At 42.2% G+C, this 20,891-nt stretch carries 17 protein-coding genes and 1 pseudogene; 8 read left to right on the top strand and 10 right to left on the bottom strand.

The features are described 5' to 3' along the window. From VIM89_RS04555 to VIM89_RS04545, 3 genes and pseudogenes are all read left to right on the top strand, one after another. Positions 1-484, top strand: a pseudogene (locus VIM89_RS04555) (TonB-dependent receptor); the annotation flags it as partial. A 1-nt stretch (position 485) separates the two neighbouring features. Then, on the top strand, positions 486-1,664 hold the full coding sequence (locus VIM89_RS04550; RefSeq protein WP_488154946.1) for a DUF4249 domain-containing protein: 1,179 nt from the start codon (positions 486-488) through the stop codon (positions 1,662-1,664). 44 nt (positions 1,665-1,708) lie between these two features. Continuing rightward, positions 1,709-4,066, top strand: coding sequence for a hypothetical protein (locus tag VIM89_RS04545; protein WP_488154945.1), 2,358 nt, complete (start codon positions 1,709-1,711; stop codon positions 4,064-4,066). A 1-nt stretch (position 4,067) separates the two neighbouring features. On the opposite strand, the gene VIM89_RS04540 is transcribed toward VIM89_RS04545, so the two are convergent. Further along, positions 4,068-5,216, bottom strand: a complete 1,149-nt coding sequence (locus VIM89_RS04540; protein WP_488154944.1) for a DUF4249 domain-containing protein — start codon at positions 5,214-5,216, stop codon at positions 4,068-4,070. 158 nt (positions 5,217-5,374) lie between these two features. Here VIM89_RS04540 and VIM89_RS04535 point away from each other — a divergent pair, with 158 nt between their 5' ends. Further along, positions 5,375-5,767: an OsmC family protein gene (locus tag VIM89_RS04535; protein ID WP_488154943.1), complete on the top strand. Its 393-nt coding sequence runs from the start codon at positions 5,375-5,377 to the stop codon at positions 5,765-5,767. Positions 5,768-5,777: 10 nt separating this feature from the next. Then, complete coding sequence (locus VIM89_RS04530) at positions 5,778-7,343, top strand: M81 family metallopeptidase (protein WP_488154942.1); 1,566 nt, start codon at positions 5,778-5,780, stop codon at positions 7,341-7,343. A 219-nt stretch (positions 7,344-7,562) separates the two neighbouring features. On the opposite strand, the gene VIM89_RS04525 is transcribed toward VIM89_RS04530, so the two are convergent. From VIM89_RS04525 to VIM89_RS04485, 9 genes are all read right to left on the bottom strand, one after another. Next, positions 7,563-8,651 (bottom strand): bile acid:sodium symporter family protein, encoded by a 1,089-nt coding sequence (locus tag VIM89_RS04525; RefSeq protein ID WP_488154941.1) that lies wholly within the window; start codon positions 8,649-8,651, stop codon positions 7,563-7,565. A 24-nt stretch (positions 8,652-8,675) separates the two neighbouring features. Then, entirely contained in the window at positions 8,676-9,605 is a 930-nt protein-coding gene (locus VIM89_RS04520) for an RraA family protein (RefSeq protein WP_488154940.1), read from the bottom strand. 9 nt (positions 9,606-9,614) lie between these two features. Continuing rightward, positions 9,615-10,907 (bottom strand): amidohydrolase/deacetylase family metallohydrolase, encoded by a 1,293-nt coding sequence (locus tag VIM89_RS04515; protein WP_488154939.1) that lies wholly within the window; start codon positions 10,905-10,907, stop codon positions 9,615-9,617. Between the two features lie 58 nt (positions 10,908-10,965). Beyond that, positions 10,966-12,177: an aminotransferase class V-fold PLP-dependent enzyme gene (locus VIM89_RS04510; RefSeq protein ID WP_488154938.1), complete on the bottom strand. Its 1,212-nt coding sequence runs from the start codon at positions 12,175-12,177 to the stop codon at positions 10,966-10,968. 12 nt (positions 12,178-12,189) lie between these two features. Then, a complete protein-coding gene (locus VIM89_RS04505; RefSeq protein WP_488154937.1) occupies positions 12,190-12,651 on the bottom strand; it encodes a RidA family protein in 462 nt (153 codons plus the stop codon). Positions 12,652-12,709: 58 nt separating this feature from the next. Beyond that, positions 12,710-13,153, bottom strand: a complete 444-nt coding sequence (locus tag VIM89_RS04500) for a c-type cytochrome (RefSeq protein WP_488154936.1) — start codon at positions 13,151-13,153, stop codon at positions 12,710-12,712. Positions 13,154-13,335: 182 nt separating this feature from the next. Then, the gene (locus VIM89_RS04495) at positions 13,336-14,256 is read right to left on the bottom strand and encodes an SMP-30/gluconolactonase/LRE family protein (RefSeq protein ID WP_488154935.1); all 921 of its coding nucleotides are present in this window, start codon (positions 14,254-14,256) and stop codon (positions 13,336-13,338) included. Then, positions 14,253-16,073, bottom strand: a complete 1,821-nt coding sequence (locus tag VIM89_RS04490; RefSeq protein WP_488154934.1) for a PQQ-dependent sugar dehydrogenase — start codon at positions 16,071-16,073, stop codon at positions 14,253-14,255. The genes VIM89_RS04495 and VIM89_RS04490 overlap by 4 nt, the downstream gene beginning before the upstream one ends. A 455-nt stretch (positions 16,074-16,528) precedes the next feature. Then, positions 16,529-18,967: an AsmA family protein gene (locus tag VIM89_RS04485; RefSeq protein ID WP_488154933.1), complete on the bottom strand. Its 2,439-nt coding sequence runs from the start codon at positions 18,965-18,967 to the stop codon at positions 16,529-16,531. Positions 18,968-19,119: 152 nt separating this feature from the next. Between VIM89_RS04485 and VIM89_RS04480 the strand changes: the two genes are divergently transcribed. The 3 genes from VIM89_RS04480 to VIM89_RS04470 form a co-directional block, all read left to right on the top strand. Beyond that, positions 19,120-19,698: a Crp/Fnr family transcriptional regulator gene (locus VIM89_RS04480; protein ID WP_488154932.1), complete on the top strand. Its 579-nt coding sequence runs from the start codon at positions 19,120-19,122 to the stop codon at positions 19,696-19,698. 3 nt (positions 19,699-19,701) lie between these two features. Continuing rightward, positions 19,702-20,274, top strand: a complete 573-nt coding sequence (locus VIM89_RS04475; protein WP_488154931.1) for a Crp/Fnr family transcriptional regulator — start codon at positions 19,702-19,704, stop codon at positions 20,272-20,274. Positions 20,275-20,345: 71 nt separating this feature from the next. Then, a partial coding sequence (locus VIM89_RS04470; RefSeq protein WP_488154930.1) for an SDR family oxidoreductase occupies positions 20,346-20,891 on the top strand: 546 nt, incomplete at its 3' end.

Raw genomic sequence — 20,891 nt, 5'->3', positions numbered from 1 at the left:
GCTGAGCTATACCTATTCGAGAACTTTCCTGAGACAGGATGACCCGAATGCAGGCGAGCTGATCAATGGCGGAGTTTACTATCCGGCCAACTATGATAAACCACATGCCGTTAACTTTAATGGGAATTACAGGTTTAGTCAGCGATTTAGCATCTCATTAGATGTAACTTACAGCACAGGAAGGCCAATCACTTACCCAATTACCGAATATTATCTTGGCGGTGGGATCCGTGTATTATATTCAGACCGGAACTCCTATCGTATTCCGGATTATTTTAGGACCGATATCTCCATGAACATTGACGGTAATCATAAAGTACACCAAAAGACACATAACTCATGGAACATCGGGGTATATAACCTGACAGGACGTGCCAATGCTTATTCAACTTTCTTTACCGAGCAAGGCGGGAATATCAGCGGGTACAAACTGTCAATATTTGCGAGGCCAATTCCATTTATTAACTATAATATCAGGTTTTAAAATGAAGACGAAGCATATTTATTGGGGTGCAATGCTTCTTTTTATAATAGCAACAATCTGCTGTAAAAAGCCTTATACACCAACCATTGTTTCAACCGATAATCATTATTTAGTGGTAGAGGGTATAATCAATTCAGGGTCTGATTCCACCTTTATAACACTTAGCCGTACAGTGAAGCTTTCGGATAATGTAAATCATACTGCAGAATTAGGCGCCCGGGTAACAGTAGAGAGCGATCAAGGGGGGATTTATCCATTATCTGAATTGGGTAAAGGTACATATGCTTCTGCCGGGCTGAACCTGGACAACTCACATAAATATCATTTACATATTATCACATCCGATAATAAAGAATATAAGTCTGATGACGAAGCAGTAAAAGTAACGCCACCTATTGATAGCGTGGGGTACACGATTCAATCAGGCGGTATACAGTTATATGTAAATACGCATGATCCCAATAATAATACCCGTTATTATCGCTGGGATTACCAGGAAACATGGAATTTTCACGCAAAGTATAGTTCTGGTTTAATGTCAGATGGTACAAAATTAGTTCCTCGCCCGGTTGATAAACAAATATACACCTGCTGGGCAACTGATACCTCGAGTACTATTTTGCTAGGCTCAACCAAAGCATTGGTGAAGGATGTAGTCTATCAAAATCCGCTTACACAAATTACATCCACATCAGAAAAACTGGAGACCAAATACTCCATATTGATTAAACAATACGCCTTAAGTAGTGATGCTTATAAATTCTGGCAAAGTCTGAAAACGAACAACGAACAACTGGGGACGATTTTTTCTGTTTTACCATCAGAATTGCCTGGCAATATACATTGCGTCACCACTCCCGCAGAACCGGTTATTGGGTATATAAGTGTAGGTACCGTACAGCAGAAAAGAATGTTTATTTCTGAAGATCAACTGCCGCAAAACTGGTATCCTGTCTATCCATATGAGTGTTCACTGGATAGTTTACTATTTTGTCATGGAGGGACTCCTTGTCAAAACGATGTTGCTTTGTTTCTGATTCCATTAGGGAGTACAGAATATGCGGTTTTCCCTATAACAGATAAAGAGGACATTTCCGTGCTGGGGTACGTTGCTGCTGACGCACAGTGTGCTGATTGTACTATAAGAGGGGTGAATAAACCACCTCCATTTTGGAAATAAATAGTTTAAATGAAATATATTCTGTGTTTGACTAAAGGTATTTTATGAAGCAAATGATAACCATCTTAAGAAATACTATTGGCAGTTTCTTGCTGGGGGCGTTTGTTGTATTTCATGTTCAGGCTCAGGATATCCAAACCAATTTTAAAAATCACAATCAAAATGTATTACAGGAAAAGATATTTGTTCATACGGATAAAGAAGCTTACCTGACAGGGGAGATACTCTGGATTAAAATATATAATACCGATGGTGCGGCCAATAAACTGCTCGATATAAGTAAAGTGGTCTATGTTGAAATACTGGATTATAAGCATATCCCTGTTTTGCAGGCAAAAATCGCCATGAAACAAGGTATGGGGAACGGCTCATTTTACCTGCCGTTTTCACTGAGCACAGGCAATTATTTACTAAGAGCCTACACCAACTGGATGAAGAATTTTGATGCAGGATATTATTTCGAGAAACAGATTAGTATTTTAAATACAGTTAAAGCATCGCCCGAGCAACCAAAACCGACCTCGGTTTATGATGTGCAATTTTTACCCGAAGGCGGTCACCTGGTAAAAGGGTTGAATAGCAAGGTTGCTTTTAAAATTAGCGCGTCAGATGGTAAAGGACGTGATTGTTCAGGGGCAATTATCAATTTGCAAAATGATACTGTTGCAAGGTTCAAAACTTTAAAATTTGGAATAGGAGGTTTTGATTTTACTCCAACTGAAACGTCTGGATATAAGGCTGTGATCAAAATTAGTTCAGAAAGAATTGTTAAGGAGCTTCCTGAAATAAGTTCGGCAGGGTATGTGCTTCATGTAACTGAGCAAAACAACCAATGGGATGCATCAGTTCAGAATTCAGACAATAGCTCGACAAAAGCAGTGTACCTGGTGGTACACAATCGTTATGATATTGAATCGGCAACTAAAGGAGCATTATCTAACGGTATGGTTCATTTCAGCATTGAGAAAAGCAAATTAAGTGATGGAGTAAGTTATGTTACGCTGTTTGATGACCAGCAAAGACCTTTGTGTGAAAGATTGATATTTAAACGCTCCGGCCAAAAATTAACCATAAGTGCTAATACCAACGCGGCTGTATATGGTAAACGTGCTAAAGTCGATCTCAATGTATCAACCAAAGATATACCCGCTAATTTATCGATATCCGTTTATAAGCTGGATTCACTGCAGAAAAACGACGCTACGCATATTGCGGGCTATTTATGGTTAAAAGCAGATTTGAAAGGCCGGATTGAATCACCGGATTATTACATCGATAACAACAATGAAGAAGTTAACCAGGCATTAGATAACCTGCTGCTCACACAAGGCTGGACACAGTTCGACTGGACTAAAATATTGGCAGAGAAAAGGCCCCGGTTTAAGTTTATGCCTGAATACTCGGGACTTATCGTTACAGGAACATTAATAAACAGCCAAACCAATCAGCCTGCTAAGGATATCCTTACCTATCTTACAGTATCGGGACCCAAAAATCAGTTCTACGTTACCAAAAGTGATTCGACAGGCAGATTACTTTTCAATACAAGGGATTTTTATGGGCCGAGGGAGATCATCATGCAAAACAAATGGCAGCAAGATAGCATATATCACATAAACGTAACGAGCCCTTTCAGCGATCAATACGCTCCGGAAACATTGCCTGCATTTACTTTAAATCCTGAAATAAGAAGTGAAATAGTGCGGCGCAGTTTAGATATGCAGGTGCAGAATATTTTTTATGCCAAACAGATAAAACAATTTAATGAGTCATCTGCAGATAGTTCTATGTTTTATAGCAAGCCGGACTATACTTATTTATTAGACGACTACACCCGCTTTACGAATATTGAAGAAGTAGTGCATGAGTATGTCAGACTTGTAGTAATAACCCGGGATCATGGTAAACGAAGTTTTCAAATTATTCGCGATAAATCTATGTTGCCGGGCGAACCATTGGTGCTGCTTGATAACAAACCTATTTTCGATATTGACAAGGCCTACAATTTGGATCCACTAAAGATAAAAAGGTTGGATGTTGTTACTTCCAATTACCTTTATGGACCTGCACAATTTAACGGAATATTGCATTTTACATCTTATAATGGTTCAAGTGCAACTACGGAACTGGACCCCCGTGCTATGGTTTTTGACTATGATGGACTGCAGCTCGATCGTAAATTTTATTCACCCATTTATGATACTGATGCTCAACGCAGTAGCACAATGCCTGATTTCAGGAACGTATTGTATTGGAACCCTGATGCCTCAACGAACTCGAAAGGTACACACAAATTATCCTTTTACACGGGCGACAAGTCCGGGCATTATATCGGCGTAATTGAGGGTATAGCCCAAACCGGAGAAGTAGGCACGCAGGAATTTACCTTTGAAGTAAAATAAATTATCTCCAAAAAGAAGGTGGTTGCGTAACGCCTCTTGTTGTACAATCGGCGCAGTCACGCGTTGAATAAGTTATTTGGGTTGGTGCACCAAATGGAGCGGGCGGTGTATAATAGAAGCCTTCAATAGCGGTATAAGTAGTAGGAGGAACAAATATTCCATATTGATTTTTTGCATAATAGGCTGTGTCTACCTGGCAGCCATTGGCATAAGCATACTGTGGATTATAGGATGATAAAAGTTGGCCGCGATCAATAAAAATACGTTTAGTTGCAACACTTCCTACGCTCAAATAGCCAACCACAAGTTCGCCCGGGTCGGTAAGGCAATGGTAATTGGTTTGGTTATCAGAAGGCTGAATATCAAATATTGTTCCGTTGGTTTCATTATTCTTATGTAAGTTATCCCAAAAATTATACGCATCGCTTGTCAGTGCAAATTGCTTTACCTCTATACTGTACCTTATTTCTATTTTTTCTGATGACGGATCAATAGTTGTTATAGGTGCCTGGTAAACTACATCATTGCTTAGTTTAGTTGTAGTAGCCAGTGTGATGTAACTTGAAGTGTCTTTGGCAAAGCAATAATAAACATAATCATCTTTTGCGCGGGGAGCAGTTCCGTCCCAGAAAGATTCATAGGTCGAATGAAACTCCCATGCCTCTGTATATTCCCACCGATAGTATTTGGTATTATTAGTCGCGTCATGACTGTTAGCGTAAATGGTTAGTGCCGTAGGCTTTGCGGTAAAGCCAACACTGTCAATAAGCGGAGAGTTTTTAACTACTACAAAATCTGAAAGATATTCTTTGCCATTGGTAGTTTTTATCCTGAGGCGGTATTTATGGGAAGCATTTAGATTCAGTCCTGCAGATGCATAGGTTCCTGGTACTGTTTCAACCAGCTGGTAACTGCTATTATCATCTCCCTCTACATTTAACTGAGCCCCTGTTTCATGATCGATAGTAATACCGTTTTCAAACTTCTTTGTTCGACTTAGTTTAATAAAAGTAGAATCACTACCGGCGTTGATCACCCCATCAATCACCAGGTATTTATTGGTATCGTTTAAAGTGTTTGGCGGTACAAACGGCTTTTTACATGCAGAAAATAAAACAGCTATCAGTAAAAGTTTTTGCCAGTTAGTCATTTAATAGGTTATCTGCATGGGTTTGATTAAGGCAGGGGATAATAAATGGTTAATTTAGTTGATGCAGGCGATATAAACAAATACTTATGGTATGAAATAGAATTGCACTTCATTATATTTGAATAGATCACCTAAAACAACAATTTCTGCCTATGTTAATGTCAGCCACTCTAAAAAGCAGTTTTAATCAGCATGAAGTCGAGGTACAGACCAATGGTGCTGCAAAACAAATGCACATCGCCGCAAAGTCAACAGGTTATGGGTCGTCCATTAATGGTGGCGAGTTACTGCTACTCTCGTTGGCTACGTGTTTTTGTAATGACATCTATCGCGAGGCCGTCAAAAGAAATATCGCAGTTGACGGTATTGAGGTAGAAGTAACAGGCGAGTTTGGGGCTGAAGGCGAACCCGGTTTCAATTTTCAGTATAAAGCCGGGGTAACATCAAATGCATCCCAACAGGAAATCGACGCCCTGCTCATCCATACCGACCAGGTTGCCGAAATTCATAATACTCTGAGAAAAGGCTTAAATATCACATTAACCAAATAGATCTTCTATTATGAAACAATTTTCCTTTTTACTGATCTTCTGCATGGCCGCGTCAATAGCCATTGCACAACCCAATCCACCTGTTAAACGTCTTCCACGTATCGCTATTGCAGGTTTAGGCATCGAATCGAGTACGTTCTCGCCTGCATTGACCGATGAGGCAGCATTCCACGCAAAATATGGTGATGCTATTTTCAAGATTTATCCTTTCTGGGCGCCTGATTCGGCCGTTCGCAAGGCAGCGGTATGGGTACCAACTATTGATGGACACGCTCTACCGGGAGGAGCAGTTACCAGGGAGGCCTACGAATCGTTGGTAAAAAAAACTTTGGATTCACTTAAAAAACATGGGCCTTACGATGGCTTGTTTTATGATATTCATGGTGCTATGAGTGTAGTTGGATTGGATGACCCTGAAGGTGATTTTCTTGTCAGGATAAGAAAAGTGGTTGGCAAAAAAACCATCATTTCAACAGCGATGGATCTACACGGCAACGTTTCATGGCGACTGGCAGAGAATAGCGACCTAATAACCTGCTACCGCATGGCTCCGCACGAAGATGCGATACAAACCAAACGTCGTGCGGTGACAAACCTGATCGAGCGCGTTGAGGATGGGAAGGGTAAGCCTAAATATAAAGCTTATATCGCAGTGCCAATTTTGTTACCTGGTGAAAAAACCAGCACCCGTATAGAGCCGGGCAAAAGCTTATATCAGAAAGTATGGCCTGCCGCTAAACAGGAAGGTATTGTTGATGCAGCAATATGGATAGGCTATGCCTGGGCTGATGAACCGCGCAATCACGCGGTAGTAATGGTAACAGGTGATGACGAAGCCAAAGTAACCAGTACTGCAGAATCCCTGGCCAAAAGCTTTTGGGATGTCCGCAAGGAGTTTAAATTCGTAGCCCCAACCGGCAATTTAAAAGAGTGCCTGGATAAGGCCATCGCAAGCACTAAACATCCGTTCTACATCAGCGACTCAGGCGATAACCCTACAGCCGGAGGAGCAGGGGATGTTACCTGGACAATAACCCAAATACTGAAACGCCCGGAATTTAAAACGGACAAAGGGCCTTCCTTGATCTATGCTTCTATTCCCGGTCCCGAATTAATCAAAAAGGCGATAGCCGCAGGTGTTGGTGGCCACGTAGATGGTTATGCAGGTGCGGCAGTTGATCACAGACTTGCGCCACCAGTGCATATTGTTGGTACCGTTGAATCTATTGTAAAGGGCGATGTTGATGCCGAAGTGGAAGCTTCGATTAAGATGGGCAGCGTGCATATCATCGTCACTCAAAAAAGAAAGCCGTACCACCATGAAAAGGATTTTACTAAGTTAGGGCTTAACCCAAGAACAGCTGATATAGTTGTAGTAAAGATCGGTTATCTAGAACCCGAACTATATAATATGCGTGCCGATTGGCTGCTGGCATTAACACCGGGCGGCGTAGATCAGGATATAGAGCATTTACCTTACAAGAGATTAAAGCATCCTATTTTTCCGCTGGATAAGGATATGAAAGATCCTGATTTGAAAGCGAAGCTGGTACCATTGTCGGATCAGGTAAAGTGATAAGGGAATAGCCGGTGGCTGATTCTTGGATATTCCCCCATTAATCGACACATATTCATCTCTCGTCGATTATATTTTGGCGGGAATTTTATTCAAATTACTTTTAAGCACATTGATTAAACTCCCATTAATCATATGTGATAAGGTTTAGGTTTTAAAGCCCCAAGCTGCAAGAGCGCGGGGCTTTATATTTTATAACAGACCTTAAATTGAAGGTATTTATTCTTTTTCTTTGAGAGGTTTGCGGTGCCAGTAATTGGCGAGTAATGATCCGGTAGTGTTCATCATAGGGCCGAATACCGCAGGCGCCAGACCGACAGTAGCAATTTTTCCCATCGCTTTTGCCAGACCTGATGCAAGTCCCGCATTTTGCATGCCCACTTCAATGGCCATGGTTCGGCAATCACGTTCGGACATTTTAAAGAGACGTCCCGCCCAATAGCCAAATGTGTACCCAAGCAGGTTATGAACAAGCACTAATAACACTAGTATTCCACCGATATTGAGCAGACTATCCCGACCCGCAGCGGTGATGATTACGATGATAAACGCTATACCGAACATGGATACCAACGGCATCAATTTTTCCAGCCATGAGGCACGTTTGAGCAAATATTTGTTGAAAATAATTCCTGCTCCGATAGGTATGATCACGATTTTGATAATATCCCACATCATAGCCAATGCGTCGATCTTGATAAATTCTCCCCCAAGCAGTTTCATCAATAAAGGCGTAATAAATGGCGCCAATGAAGTTGAAACGGCGGTGATGGTGATTGATAAGGCCAGGTTTGCCTTTGCCAGATATGACATCACATTGGAAGCCATACCGTTTGGAGAGCAGCCTACAAGTATTATCCCGGCTGCGATCTCTGGCGGAAAGTTGCTCAGTTTAGCCAAAGTAAAGCCAAGTAGTGGCATAATAATAAAGTGACTTCCGACGCCGATAAATACGCCTTTTGGCATTTTTATCACACCTGCAAAATCATCCAGTCCCATAGACGTACCCATGCCGAACATAATGATCTGCAGTAACGGTGTTATCAGCGTAGCCAACTTAAAGCCGTTTACCTGCACAAAATATTGCGGAAAATATAACGCTGCCGTCACTGCGGCGAATATCATGAGCGTGTAGGAAAAGCCCTTGAGTAACTCTTTTCCCCGGCAGGCAATAGCGAGCAAAATGAAGAATGCGATAATAAAGTAACCCGCATGAGCAAGGCCATCCTGGAAAATGCGCCAAGCTGCCAAAAGCAGGCATAGCGCAGCGATGCCGCCCAAAATCTTATAAATATTACTATTTTTCAATTGCTTAAATTTAGGTTGTGATTACTACCAGGTCCGTTTTTCCATAAAAGAATCTAGTTGCGCCCTGGTCATTTTTCCTTTTTTGGGATTTTGCTCGAGCCATTTTAAAAAGGCTTCCCTAATCTTGTTGCTCCACTCGCTGTCAATTTCGCCGGTAGAAAATGTACCTGCTTTAAGCATCGCATGACTGAAGTCATCGCGCAGCGCAACAAATTCTGATATGGCAACTACTTTTTCAGCAAGATGTGCTGGAATAAACAGCACGCCTTCTTTTTGTGCTATCACCAGGTCTCCGGGTAAAACGATGGCGTGACCGATGCGGATAGGCGTGTTAAGACCCATCAGCACCATTTGCTCCAGGTACGAGGGGTCAAAGTCGCGCACAAAAGCATTAAAACCAGGGATAGCTCTTAATCCCTGTAAATCTCGTGCAGAGCCTTCAAAGATGACGCCATTGCCTGATTTATTGAAGATGGAGTTACCCAGGTTATCACCTATCAATGTTCCACCCCGTATTTTTCCAAATCCATCGGCTACATAAACATCGCCCTTAACCAATTGATCTATGGGCCAGGAGTTGGTGTTGCCTTTCCTGCCCTCTTTAGCACCCCGTTCCTTGATGGCCTTCTCTACATCCGGACGGCTTGGCATGTACATGGCAGTAACTACGCGGCCAACAACCGGGATGGTATCATTAACTAATTTCCATCCGCCTTCAAACTGGTTTACATAGCCTTCATTTCGTAAAACTGTCCATGCATCCTCGATACTGATGTTTTTCGCCCTTTCGATCAGCGCATCGGGGATTTTTGGTCTTCCATCGGCAAAGCGTTCACCTTTCCATTCGGAGGTATAAAATATCAATTCATCCTTTGAAATGGTTTGGGCTTTGGCTGTAAGCTGGCAAGCTATATTTACAATTAATGCTAAAACCAGTATTTTATAATATTTCATCGAGTTAAATTAATGGGTTTGCCCCTTTGATGCTTCCTGTTTGCTTTGCGCAACTTTTCTTGGCGGATAAATAGGATTGGCTATGCCGTTAAGGTCATACACAATTTTACCTGCCCTGATGGTCATTTCGCATTGCAGTTTTTTGTCGGCTTCTACCTTAAAGCCGGTATAATCGAAAAAGCCGAATTTGCCTTTCTGCATATCTAAGATAGCTACATCGGCACCAGATCCTACAGAAAGATTTCCTAATTCTTCGTGCTTTATTTCTTTAGCAGGATTGGATGTGCTGGCCTGTATAACATCATTCAATGGCATACCCATCGCCAGGAATTTATTCATGCAGGTAAGCATATCCTTCATGGCATCGTTCATACTGCCAACGTGCAGGTCGGTGCTGATAGAGTTAGGGAAGAATCCCTCTTTAAGCGCAGGTATAGCCTGTGAGTAAGCAAAGCTAATACCGCCGTAGCCTACATCAAAAAATATTCCGCGCTTTCTGGCCTCATGAACAAAGGGTTTTACTTTATTAGTTTGGATGTCAACGATGTATTCCCTGCTACCCAATTGTCCGAAACAGTGGGTGAAAATATCTCCGGGACGAAGATGTTTTAAGAACAACTCTTCAATCGGCAGCGGCGGGTTACTTCCTCCAAAGTCGATCATCGCTGGAATACCGCCTGCCAATGTTCCGGCTTCAACAGCACGGTCGGCAGGCGTCCAGTCGTGGCCTTCGTAATGGGCCAGTTTGATACCCACTATGATGTCTTTGTATCTTTTAGCGACTAACGCAGTCATCTTTGGATCCATGTCGTTTTCGTTCTGCTCATAACCACCGCGCATGCCTTCGCCTACAATGTTCAGGAACGCCAATACCCGCGTCTTTGAAACATCAATAGTTTGCGATTTAAAAGTTGGGAAAGTCCTCCAGCCCGAGCTTCCGGCATCCACAACGGTTGTTACCCCATTTCTGAAAGTAAAGCCATCGGGTGAAATGCCCAGGTTGCCATTCTCATACTGATGATCTGGCTCTGTGCCGTAAAAGTCGTGGGTATGAATATCGATCAGCCCTGGCGTTACGTACATACCTTTTGCATCAACTACCTGTGTTGCCTGTTTAGAGTCAATATCTTTTGAAACGGCAGCTATTTTACCGTCAACGATAGCGACGTCCATCACCGCGTCAATATTATTTTTTGGATCGATCACGTGCCCGCCCTTAACCACAATATCATACGATTGGGCCATAGACACTTTGCTGAATAAACAAAGCAGGACAAGCACTAAGAAACAATGTTTTTGCATCTTTAGGTGTATTTATTAGATGTTGGTTTATAATTGGTCCATTGGCAGGACCATAAATTTATACAGCTTGCTGTAATATGGATTTTACCCTTCCGGCAACAATATCTACCTGGTCGGGGCGTAAAAGTACCACACCCACAGTCAGGTGACCCTTGCCACCATTCGCAACAATACTTGGCGTGCCGCTTTTTAATGCAGCAACAACTTGCTCTGGTTTGATCTTTATCTTGGTCTCATCCCAGGTAACTTTAAGGCTTGGGAAAGCATTAGCCGGCCCCGGATCGACAACCGTCTCGGTTTTTACAGTCTGTACAGTTTCCAGTTGTGTGCCGATGTGTTTGGCACGATCTAACCAATCCTGCCATTCTTTTTTGTGGTCCCTTTCCAAATAAGCCTTCAATGCAGCATACATGCCGAACATTTCTTCCTTATTCACCTTCATCGGGCGACCAATCGGCGCTTCATTCGGGCTATGGTTTAACCTGGCAGCCGTGATCAGATCTTTACGACCAAATAACAAGCCTGCGCTCTGCGGACCGCGTATCATTTTACCACCTGAGAAAGTCACCAGGTCGAAGCCGATCTTCTGATATTTGAACAGGTTTTCAACCGGAGGAACATCTGCTGCTGCATCTAATAAGGTAGGAATGTTGTGTTTTTTCGCTATCGCGACAAAGTCCTCATGAGTAACACTATGTTTGCCTGCGGCGTTAAAGAATAAAGCCATTACGGTTCTTTCATTGAAGGCTTTATCCATCTCATCGTTGCCTTCAACCTCAATGATCTTGGCACCGGTTGTGGTTACCGCCTGATCAAACAGATATCTATGCGATTTTTGCATGATCACCTCCGGACGTGGACCTGGCAGATTAGGCAATTGTCGTATCTTTTCATGATCTGTTCCGGTAATAGCTGCTGCTGTACTTAGCAAAATAGCACATGCGGCACCTGAGGTAACCATCGCTGATTCGACATGCAGCATTTCGGCAATTTTCGCTCCTACTTTGTCTTGTAGTTCATACATGTTGGCGAAATCATGTGAAGTTGAGTTGATTGCCTCCAATACTTCAGGCAGCATAAGCGAGCCAGACAAAAATGTCATGGTTACGGATGCATTGATCACCGGCGTAACGCCAAGCTCTTTAAACAGGTCGCGTTCCTGCTTTTTTGGAGTAGGCGTGTCGGTAAGGCCTATAGCCGATGCTTTGCTTACCAGGCCTGTTGATAATGGTAAAATGGTAAGGCCTTTTAATATGTCTCTGCGTTTCATCTTATCAGTCTGTTAAATATAAGCCATGCAATCCATTTCAACCAGTGAGTTGCCCGGTACGCCGCCCTTGGCTACTGCAACTGTGGTACGAACCGGAGGATTCTTTCCAAAACGGCCTTTGTAAACTTCGTTCATGCCCTGGTAATCGGCAATATCGTTGAGGAAAACGCTTACTTTAAGCACTTTCTCCATAGATGAGCCAGCTTTTATCAGTTCTTTTTCCAGTTCTTTCAGTACGATCTCGGTATGCGCTTTTATTTCAAAAGGTTCAACATGGGCGCCTTTTCCGGCAACGAAAACAAGGTTACCCAATTTGGTTGAGCCCGAAAACAGGGGCACATCCTGGAACGTTGTTACATTGTTCACTACTTTTTCATCGGCAGGTGCTGCTACGGCATCCTTGCTTATTCCGAGAACTGATAAACCGGCGACTGAAGCCAGGATTTTTTTCAGAACAGATCTTCTTTTTTCCATGTTGTTTTAAGTTTAGTGATCGTATAAAGTGTTTTGTTTTTCTTATTTGAGGTATAAATTATTTGGTGCTCGTCGCGGGATTCTTAGCATTTAAGGTAAGAATATATTTTATCATTTTATTGGCATCCACCTGGCTAATATTAGGATGTGGCGCCATAGGAATTGGTCCCCATACGCCTTTACCTCCAGTGATTACTTTTTTTGCAAGCGTATCCAATGAATTTTTATTCTGCGGATATTTGGCGGCGATAGCTGTGTAAGCAGGTCCCACTAGTTTGTCTTCTATTTTATGGCAGGTAAGGCAGTCAGATTTTAAGATCAGATCCTTACCATCAGCAATTTCAGCATCAGTTGCAAATGGCGGCGGAGGAGGAGCTTTGGCAACTGTAGTGGCCGGCTTTTTCTTTGCGACAACCTTCTTTTTTGCCTGTCCGGACGCCGTGCAAACCGATAAGGCAAGCACGACGCACAAAGCAGGTGTTATTAATTTTATGATTTTCATAGTATTGGTTCTAATTTTAGTCATCTCTCATTCACGTTCCGAGTTATCAGCTTAAGTTGTCACCTGGTTTCTTTAGGCTTTACAAGAACTAAAACCCTTAACTCAGGCTTTACCGTTACTTCACATGAATTTTTTTATGAAGTTTTACTCTTTTAAATAGTGGTTATTGAGAAAATTGGTTGCTATTTCTGTTTTTTAGTCATCTTCCACTCACGCCCCGGTTCATCAACCCTGAAGGTTTCCAGGTTGCCCATATCCTGTAAAGTGGTATACATGGTTTTGCCATCAGGGCCGCCAAAGCAAACATTGGTTGGTTTTTTGCCGATGAGCTGTATCTCTTGCAAAATTTTGCCGTCAGGCGACACTTTAGCTATGGTTCCTTTACCAAAGCGGGCCTGGTAAATGTTGCCTTTTACATCGCAGCGCAGTCCATCCATGCCAAAATCGGTGAATTCAATTACTAATCTTTTGTTACTGATTTCGCCTTTAGGTGAAAGGTCATAGGCCCATATTTTGCGCTTTTCATTCACATATAAAGTGCGGTTATCCGGACTGACGTCTATGCCATTAACAGTTGCCATCGAGTCTAAAACGGTTGTCTTACCATCCGTATCAATCCGCCATATTTTGCCCGTTCCGGCTTTCCAGTTCGGGTCACTGGCATAAAGACGGTCTTTGTTATCGATAGCAATATCATTAGGCTGACTCATGCGGGGCTCATGCGCCAAAATAGTTTGTTCTTTGGTGGTCATGTTCACCTTGATGATGTTATGCCCGGTGTAATCTGCGATCAGCATATTACCATGACTATCGAAACGGATACCGTTTCCTGTACTTCCTTTTGGTAGTTCAATAAATACGCTGGCTTTTCCATCAGGTGTCATTTTGCCGATGGTGCCATCGTGATCAAAATTCACGGCATATACATTGCCATACTTGTCTACTCCGGGTCCTTCGCAACCAATGGTAAAGCTTTTAGGTGGAGTAAATTCTTTCGACTTAAAAAGTGAATCCGTTGACTGTGCATTTGAATTCAATGCTGCTGCTATCAAAATTGCAGGCAGTGTGTATTTACAAGTAGAATTTAAAAACGATTTAATCATTGTTTGGGGGCGGTCTTTTTGCGCACTGCATTTACTTGCGCAGGTGTAACAACTTCGGGTAGATTATTGAAATTCGATTTGATATAAGTGAGCACTTCCGCTATCTGTTCGTCAGATAAGAAACTGCCGTGTGCGGGCATCACTTCATTATAGGATTGACCTTTTACGGTTACCGGTCCTTTAAGCCCATTCAGTACCACATTGATCAGCCTGTCTGTGTTATAATTTACCCATTCTGATTGCGCAATAGGAGGGAAGCGGTTACCATCACCTCTTCCGTCACTTTGATGGCACGCTATACAATAAGTGCTATAGACAACTGATGCAGTAGGCAGATCTTTAAACAGGTTGTCTTTAATTTCATCAGGTGTTTTGATATTGGATGCCGTCTTTTTGCGGTTTTCCATCGCAGCCAGTTGCTCCGGGCCAAAGGCTTTTTTATCACCGTTGAATTTTATGCGCCATATCCTTCCTTTTTCAGTGTCGCTTACATACAAGGAGCCATCCGGTCCTTCAGCCAATCCCATTGGGCGATAGACCGCATTACTTACATTTACGATAGGATCGATCTTTGCAAAACCATCTGCAAAAACCTCCCATGGCCCCGAAGGCTTGCCATCTTTGAACGGAACAAATGCAATAATAAAGCCTGCCTGTGGATAAGGTGCACGGTCTGTAGAACCGTGGAATGCCACAAACGCTCCGTTTTTATAACGCGATGGGAATTGCTTTCCACGGTAAAAAAGCAGATCATTTGGTGCAAAATGCGCAGGAAACGCCATAATCGGCTGTGTTAATTTGGCACCGTTGTCTTCTTTTGTTCCGTCACCGCCAAACTCGGGATTAAGCAATTTTTTACCCTTAAGTTCAGAATAATAATAGTAAGGCCAGCCGCCATCCATGCCCTCGTTTACTTTAAAGAATTCTTCGGCAGGCTCCATAGCGCTTTGCCATGGCGTATACAGATCGGGCCAGATCATGCGAAAATCGTCGCGACCGTGAGCAACCGTATATAAAGACTTGCTTTTCGGATCCCAATCCATGGCAACAATACTGCGTAAGCCTGTAGCATATTTTATACCGTCAGACTGATGCTGACTGGTTTTATTGGCATCAAACATCCATATACCACCGTGATCGATTAGCCAGGGATTACCTTTATCCGGCGAATTAGGGTCGCCAACTCCAGGCGAACCCGGCAGGCGGTTCCTTACCTGTCCGGCGTTAGAACCAGCTCCCCAACCCACATAAATATGCCCTTTATTATCAAAGGCAATAGGTTTGGTCTGATGTTCGTGATAGGGGGGCTTATCGATAACAATGGTATCCATTTGGCTGTCAGGCACGAGTTGCCCCTTTTTTAGCTTCATGCGGTAAACCATCAGCTCCGAACTGAAATACAGATAGCCCTTATAAATACGCATAGCAGTACCATAAGTATGACCATCGTATTTCCCGAACGGAGTGATGATATCAGCTTTGCCATCGCCATTTGTATCTCTCAGTGCGATGTTTCCATAACCATCATTTAAGCGGTGATTCCTGGCTTTTACATAGATATCGCCATTTGAGTTGACGGCAATATGCCTGGTCTGTCCCTTTAAACTATCAACTACGACTATGGCCTGGAAGCCGTCGGGCAGAAAAAGTCCGTCGTTATCTGGAGCTACAGCAGCAGGGTGATCCCGGCTGACCCCGTTCCATGAAAATCCCAGGAATGCAAGCAATACGCCTGCACCGAAAAACTTGATTGAATGCGAATTAAAGCAGTGTAAAAAATTAGTTACAGCCTTTCGGGTTGCGTTTGTAAGGGCCATTTAGCAAATTAAACTTTATAAAAACTATAATTATTGATCAGCCGAAGCTGAGCGGTTGTATTATATTTCTGGCTCCGTCAGCATTGGTTAAACTGAGGGAATGTTCTTTTATAATCTTTAAAACAACGCCAAATAACCTTAATAATGTGTTTATAGAAGATTATATGGGGCAATTGGTTTAACTTACTATTTTTCAAAACTGGTTGTCTGAGTAATATTCCGAAAGGTTACTCATAACTTAGGTACAGGCAGCACTAATAGTTGCAGCAAGTTAATAGATATATTTGTTTTTTAAAAATTTTAACCTCTACTCAATAAAAAGGAGAGAAGTATTAATACTTTGTAAATTATTTTAATAAGTGTGGTGTTAGAGATTAGTAATCAGTTAACCGGTTATCAGGCAGACGCAATTAACTTATCAAATGGCTCTGGTTAACTAATCACTGATTAACCGATCACTGATCACTCTTTTTCCTGTCATTGCCAAGTCCAACTTTGATTTTTCCTGTTGAATCAGCTTTTGCATGCAAGTGGAGTACGATGCCTTTATAGCGCTTCTTTTCCCGTTTGGCCTTGTCGGTTATAGTAGTATCGTTTTTGGGATTTCGCAAAGGAACGTCGATTGCCAAATCAGTACCTTTTGATATGCCATAAACGCCGGAAATATCCATATTAATAGCGCTTGAGCTAAATTTTAGCGGATATATCTTAAACATATCGCCATTGACATCGAAATGGGCATTCAATTCCTGCACGCGAATATTTTTTAGGTCACGGAAAGGGAAGGCAAATTTACCAATACTGTATAGGGGTTTAAAGTTGAGTAGCTGTCCCTGTTGCAGATTGATATCAAGGTTGCCATTGATGGAATTTTTAACCAGCTTACCGTCATCGGTAACGCCAGCCGTAATAGCTGTTTTTGCTGATAAGATACCCCGCAAATTATCAGCAGTAAAGTCGCTCAGCCCGAAATTGTCAAAAGCTTTAAAAAATTCGTTCACATCTACGTGACTGATGACCGTGTTCAATTTCAGTTTATTCAAATCTTCCCCGCGTTGTATAGAGCCGTTCATTTTCAGAAATCCGCCAGCATGTTTTAGGCCGACGTTTTTGATCACTACGGCGTCTTCTGAAGTAAGCAAATCAGCGTGGACATCGGTGGCTAGGAATTTATTAAAATGCACATTACTCACCTCAAGGTGCATATCTGCCGTTCCTTTTTCCAAAACATTACTCAACTGATCTATAGCATTTCCGCTATTAGCTGACGGTTTAGATTTGGTTGAAGGGTTTGCACCATCGCCTTCCAGGAAGCTTAAAAACTCACCCAAATAAAGCTCCTTGCTGTGTATCTCCCAAATGAGCAGCATCTTCTCCGGCGCGGTATAATATAAATTCATGAAATTTTTAACTCTTCCATCCATCGTAATTACGCTGTGGCCACTTTGCAGACGGATATTTCTGAGAATCAAATCATCCTTAGTAAAATTCATTGACAACGAACTGTTGATCAGCTTCAGCTTCTCGGGTATGTAGGTAATATCGGCGTTTTTAATATTGATGTATCCGGTCACAATGGGTTTGTTCAGTTGGTAGTTGACGATATCGCCCTTGTAGTGCAGGTATGTTGTAACCCGGCCCTTGGTGAAGCGGGCTATTTTATTACCCATAATTTCATTCAGGTCAGCCACAGGGAAATTGGCTCTCAAGTCTCCGGTTGCAATAGGTTTATTTATATTGATGATGCTACCGGTATCAATACTAAAAGGTATCCGCTTGTAACTACCAGAAAACCGCATAAAGCGGATGACCGAGTTATCATCCGTAAAGCCTTTACCTTTTTCAAATTCGTTGGTGAAGATGGCATCAAAGCCGCAATTATCAAACACAGTAACCGGTGTAGACACTTTGCTATTACGAACTTTGGCGGTGATGTAAAGGAATGGGTTACCACCCGCAAAACTACCCTCAATGCGTGCTGTTACAACCAGGGGCTCACTTACGTTATACTGATCGAGCTTGCGCTTGATGTTGGCTGCTACCAGTTGCGATGCTTGTCGCCACGTGATTTGATCACAGGTAAGATAGATATTAAAATCAGCAGGCCGTTTATTGGCTCCAAAAACGGATTCGAGTTTGAACTGGTTAGGCCCAATATTCAGCGCATTTGAGTTTAGTGTGATCTTTCCATCATCATCCCCGGTAGCATCAAAATTTCCGGTAATGGTTTTGTTCTCTATAAAGCTGCCATTCTTTTTTTTGAACGACATGCTTTTAGCGAGCACATCCAAATGAAAATTAGCCTGCCAACCTGTATCCGGACTTTGCATGCGTCCGCTAAGGCTTCTTACATAAAAATAGAATAGTTTGTTTTTCGAGCGATCTTCTACCTTCAACTGCAAATTGCTAAAACTGAATAATTGCAATTCAGGAGGAACACTTTTGCTGGCCGGTTCTTTGGGTAATTTCTTTGGGCCTTTTTTGAAAACGCTGAGGTTGCTATAACCTAAACTGTCGGTATAAAGGTCGGCAGTAGCATTAGCAATATCGATCCTGTCGATGCTCGCTTTTCCTGTCAACATAGAAAAAGCGTTTAGCGAAACATAAAACTCCTTGGCATCAAGTAAAGTGTGTTTATGCTCGGCAAAGCGTTTGTCGCGTATGGTTACATTTTTGAGTTCGAGCGAAATATTAGGGAATCGTTTGAACAATTGCGGCTTCATATCGCCGATAATGATCTGTCCATCCAGTTTCTGGTTAAGTTCGGTACTCACCATTTTGAGCACACGGCCCTTGTTGTAAGTTACATACAACATTGCGCCGATGACAAATAGAATGATAAGCAGGACAAGTCCCGCGATGATTTTAAGACCGTTTTTTAACCATCGTGACACAGAAAGCTTAAGGTTGAAAATGCGCAATTTGTTTTCCCGGCAACGTAATTGTGACGTTATATCAGCAAGTTAAGGAAAATAAGCAGTTGGATGCAGGTGACTCTTACCCGATTCTTCTCCGTTTTCTATATTTGCTAGGGTTTATATAAAAAATGCATCCGCTTACACAACATATCCAAAAAATTACCGGCAGTCATGAAATAGGAGATGACACTGTTCTGCCTTTTTTTGAAACCAAAACATTTAAGAAAAAAGGAATTTTGCAGGAAGAAGGCAAGCGTTGTTTATCGTATTTTTTTGTGGTGAAAGGCTGTCTTCGATTATATTTTATTGATCATAACGGCGTGGAGCAAACATTGCAGTTTGCATTAGAAAACTGGTGGATGACTGACCTGGATGCTTTCCGGCACGAACGGCAATCAGCGTATACCATCCAGGCGCTGGAAGAAACCGAGGTTTTGACTATTAATGCCCGGAATTATGAATTGATCCTTGAAAAATTTCCGGTGATTGAAAAGTATTTTAGATCGGTATATGAGCGGGCTTATGCGGCGTCACTGCTTCGTATTCAGATGATCTCAAGGATGCCCAAAGAGGAGTTTTATGATGTGTTCCGACTCAAGTACCCGGTATTTATGCAAAGGATACCACAAAAGGTGCTGGCATCGTTTTTAGGTTTTACCCCTGAATACCTAAGTGAGTTACGAAAGAAAAAAGCAAAAAAGAAATAACCTATGACTGAACAACTCTATCAGCATATACAAAAGCTTGTTCCAGATTTTACTGTGGGACAGAAGCAGCTACAGCCATTCCTTCATACCAAAACGGTAAAGAAGGATGAATTGCTTTTGCAAGAAGGGGAGGTTTGCGATACCATTTATTTTGTGAATACAGGCTGCCTATACCTGTTTTATGAAGACAAAGATGAGAAGCAGGTTATCCATTTTGCATTAGAAAACTGGTGGATAACCGATTATAAAACCTTCGCTGACGCCAAGCCTGCTGTTTATTCAATCGCCGCAATGGAAGATTCGGAAATTACCTTTATGAATAGGAGAGACTATGAAGCGCTTTTATCGCAATATCCATTATTAGCTTTGTATTTCAATAAAATTCATGAGCGGGCCTACGGTGCAGCTTTGCTCAAACAAAAAACTTTTGCCACTACATCCAAAAAAGATTTTTACCACTATTTCAAAACCACCTATCCCGAGCTGATCATCAGGATCCCCGATGCCATCTTTGCTTCCTATATGGGTGTTTCACTCGACGCCTTAAGAATTCTGCAGGAGGAATTCGTTTCTTAAACCAGCTTAAGTTTTTCCGGCGCGGCTGTCTGCAACTTTGTATCATACAAATAACTAAAAAACAGTACGATATGAAAATTGTAGTAATCGGCGGAACCGGCCTAATTGGTAGCCAAACAGTAAAACAGTTGCAGCAAACCGGGCACGAAGTAGTTGCTGCTTCACTCAACACCGGGGTGAACGTCCTTACAGGCGAAGGTTTAAATGAAGTATTAAAGGGCGCTAATGTAGTAGTTGACGTGTCTAATTCACCATCATTTGACGATGAACCTGTGATGAACTTTTTCAAAACTGCTAATGAAAATCTGTTGCCGGCAGAAAAAGCAGCAGGAGTGCAGCATCACGTTGCCTTATCGGTAGTAGGTACGCAAAAATTATTGGCCAGTGGCTATTTCCGAGCTAAGCAAGTGCAGGAGGACATGATCAAAGCTTCAGGCATTCCTTATACTATTGTTCACGCCACACAGTTTTTTGAGTTTGCAGGCGGCGTTTTGCAAATGAGTATCATAGATGGTAAAGTTGTAGTACCGGATGCATATATTCAGCCAATTGCGAGTAAAGACGTGGCAGCTTTTATGGCAGAAACTGCGTTAACGCAACCGGCTAATAAAATTGTA

Origin of the sequence: Mucilaginibacter sp. (genome assembly GCF_036568825.1) — a bacterium.
Classification (GTDB): domain Bacteria; phylum Bacteroidota; class Bacteroidia; order Sphingobacteriales; family Sphingobacteriaceae; genus Mucilaginibacter.
Note: the sequence above shows the minus strand (reverse complement) of the source record. Positions and strands in the feature narration are given on the sequence as shown.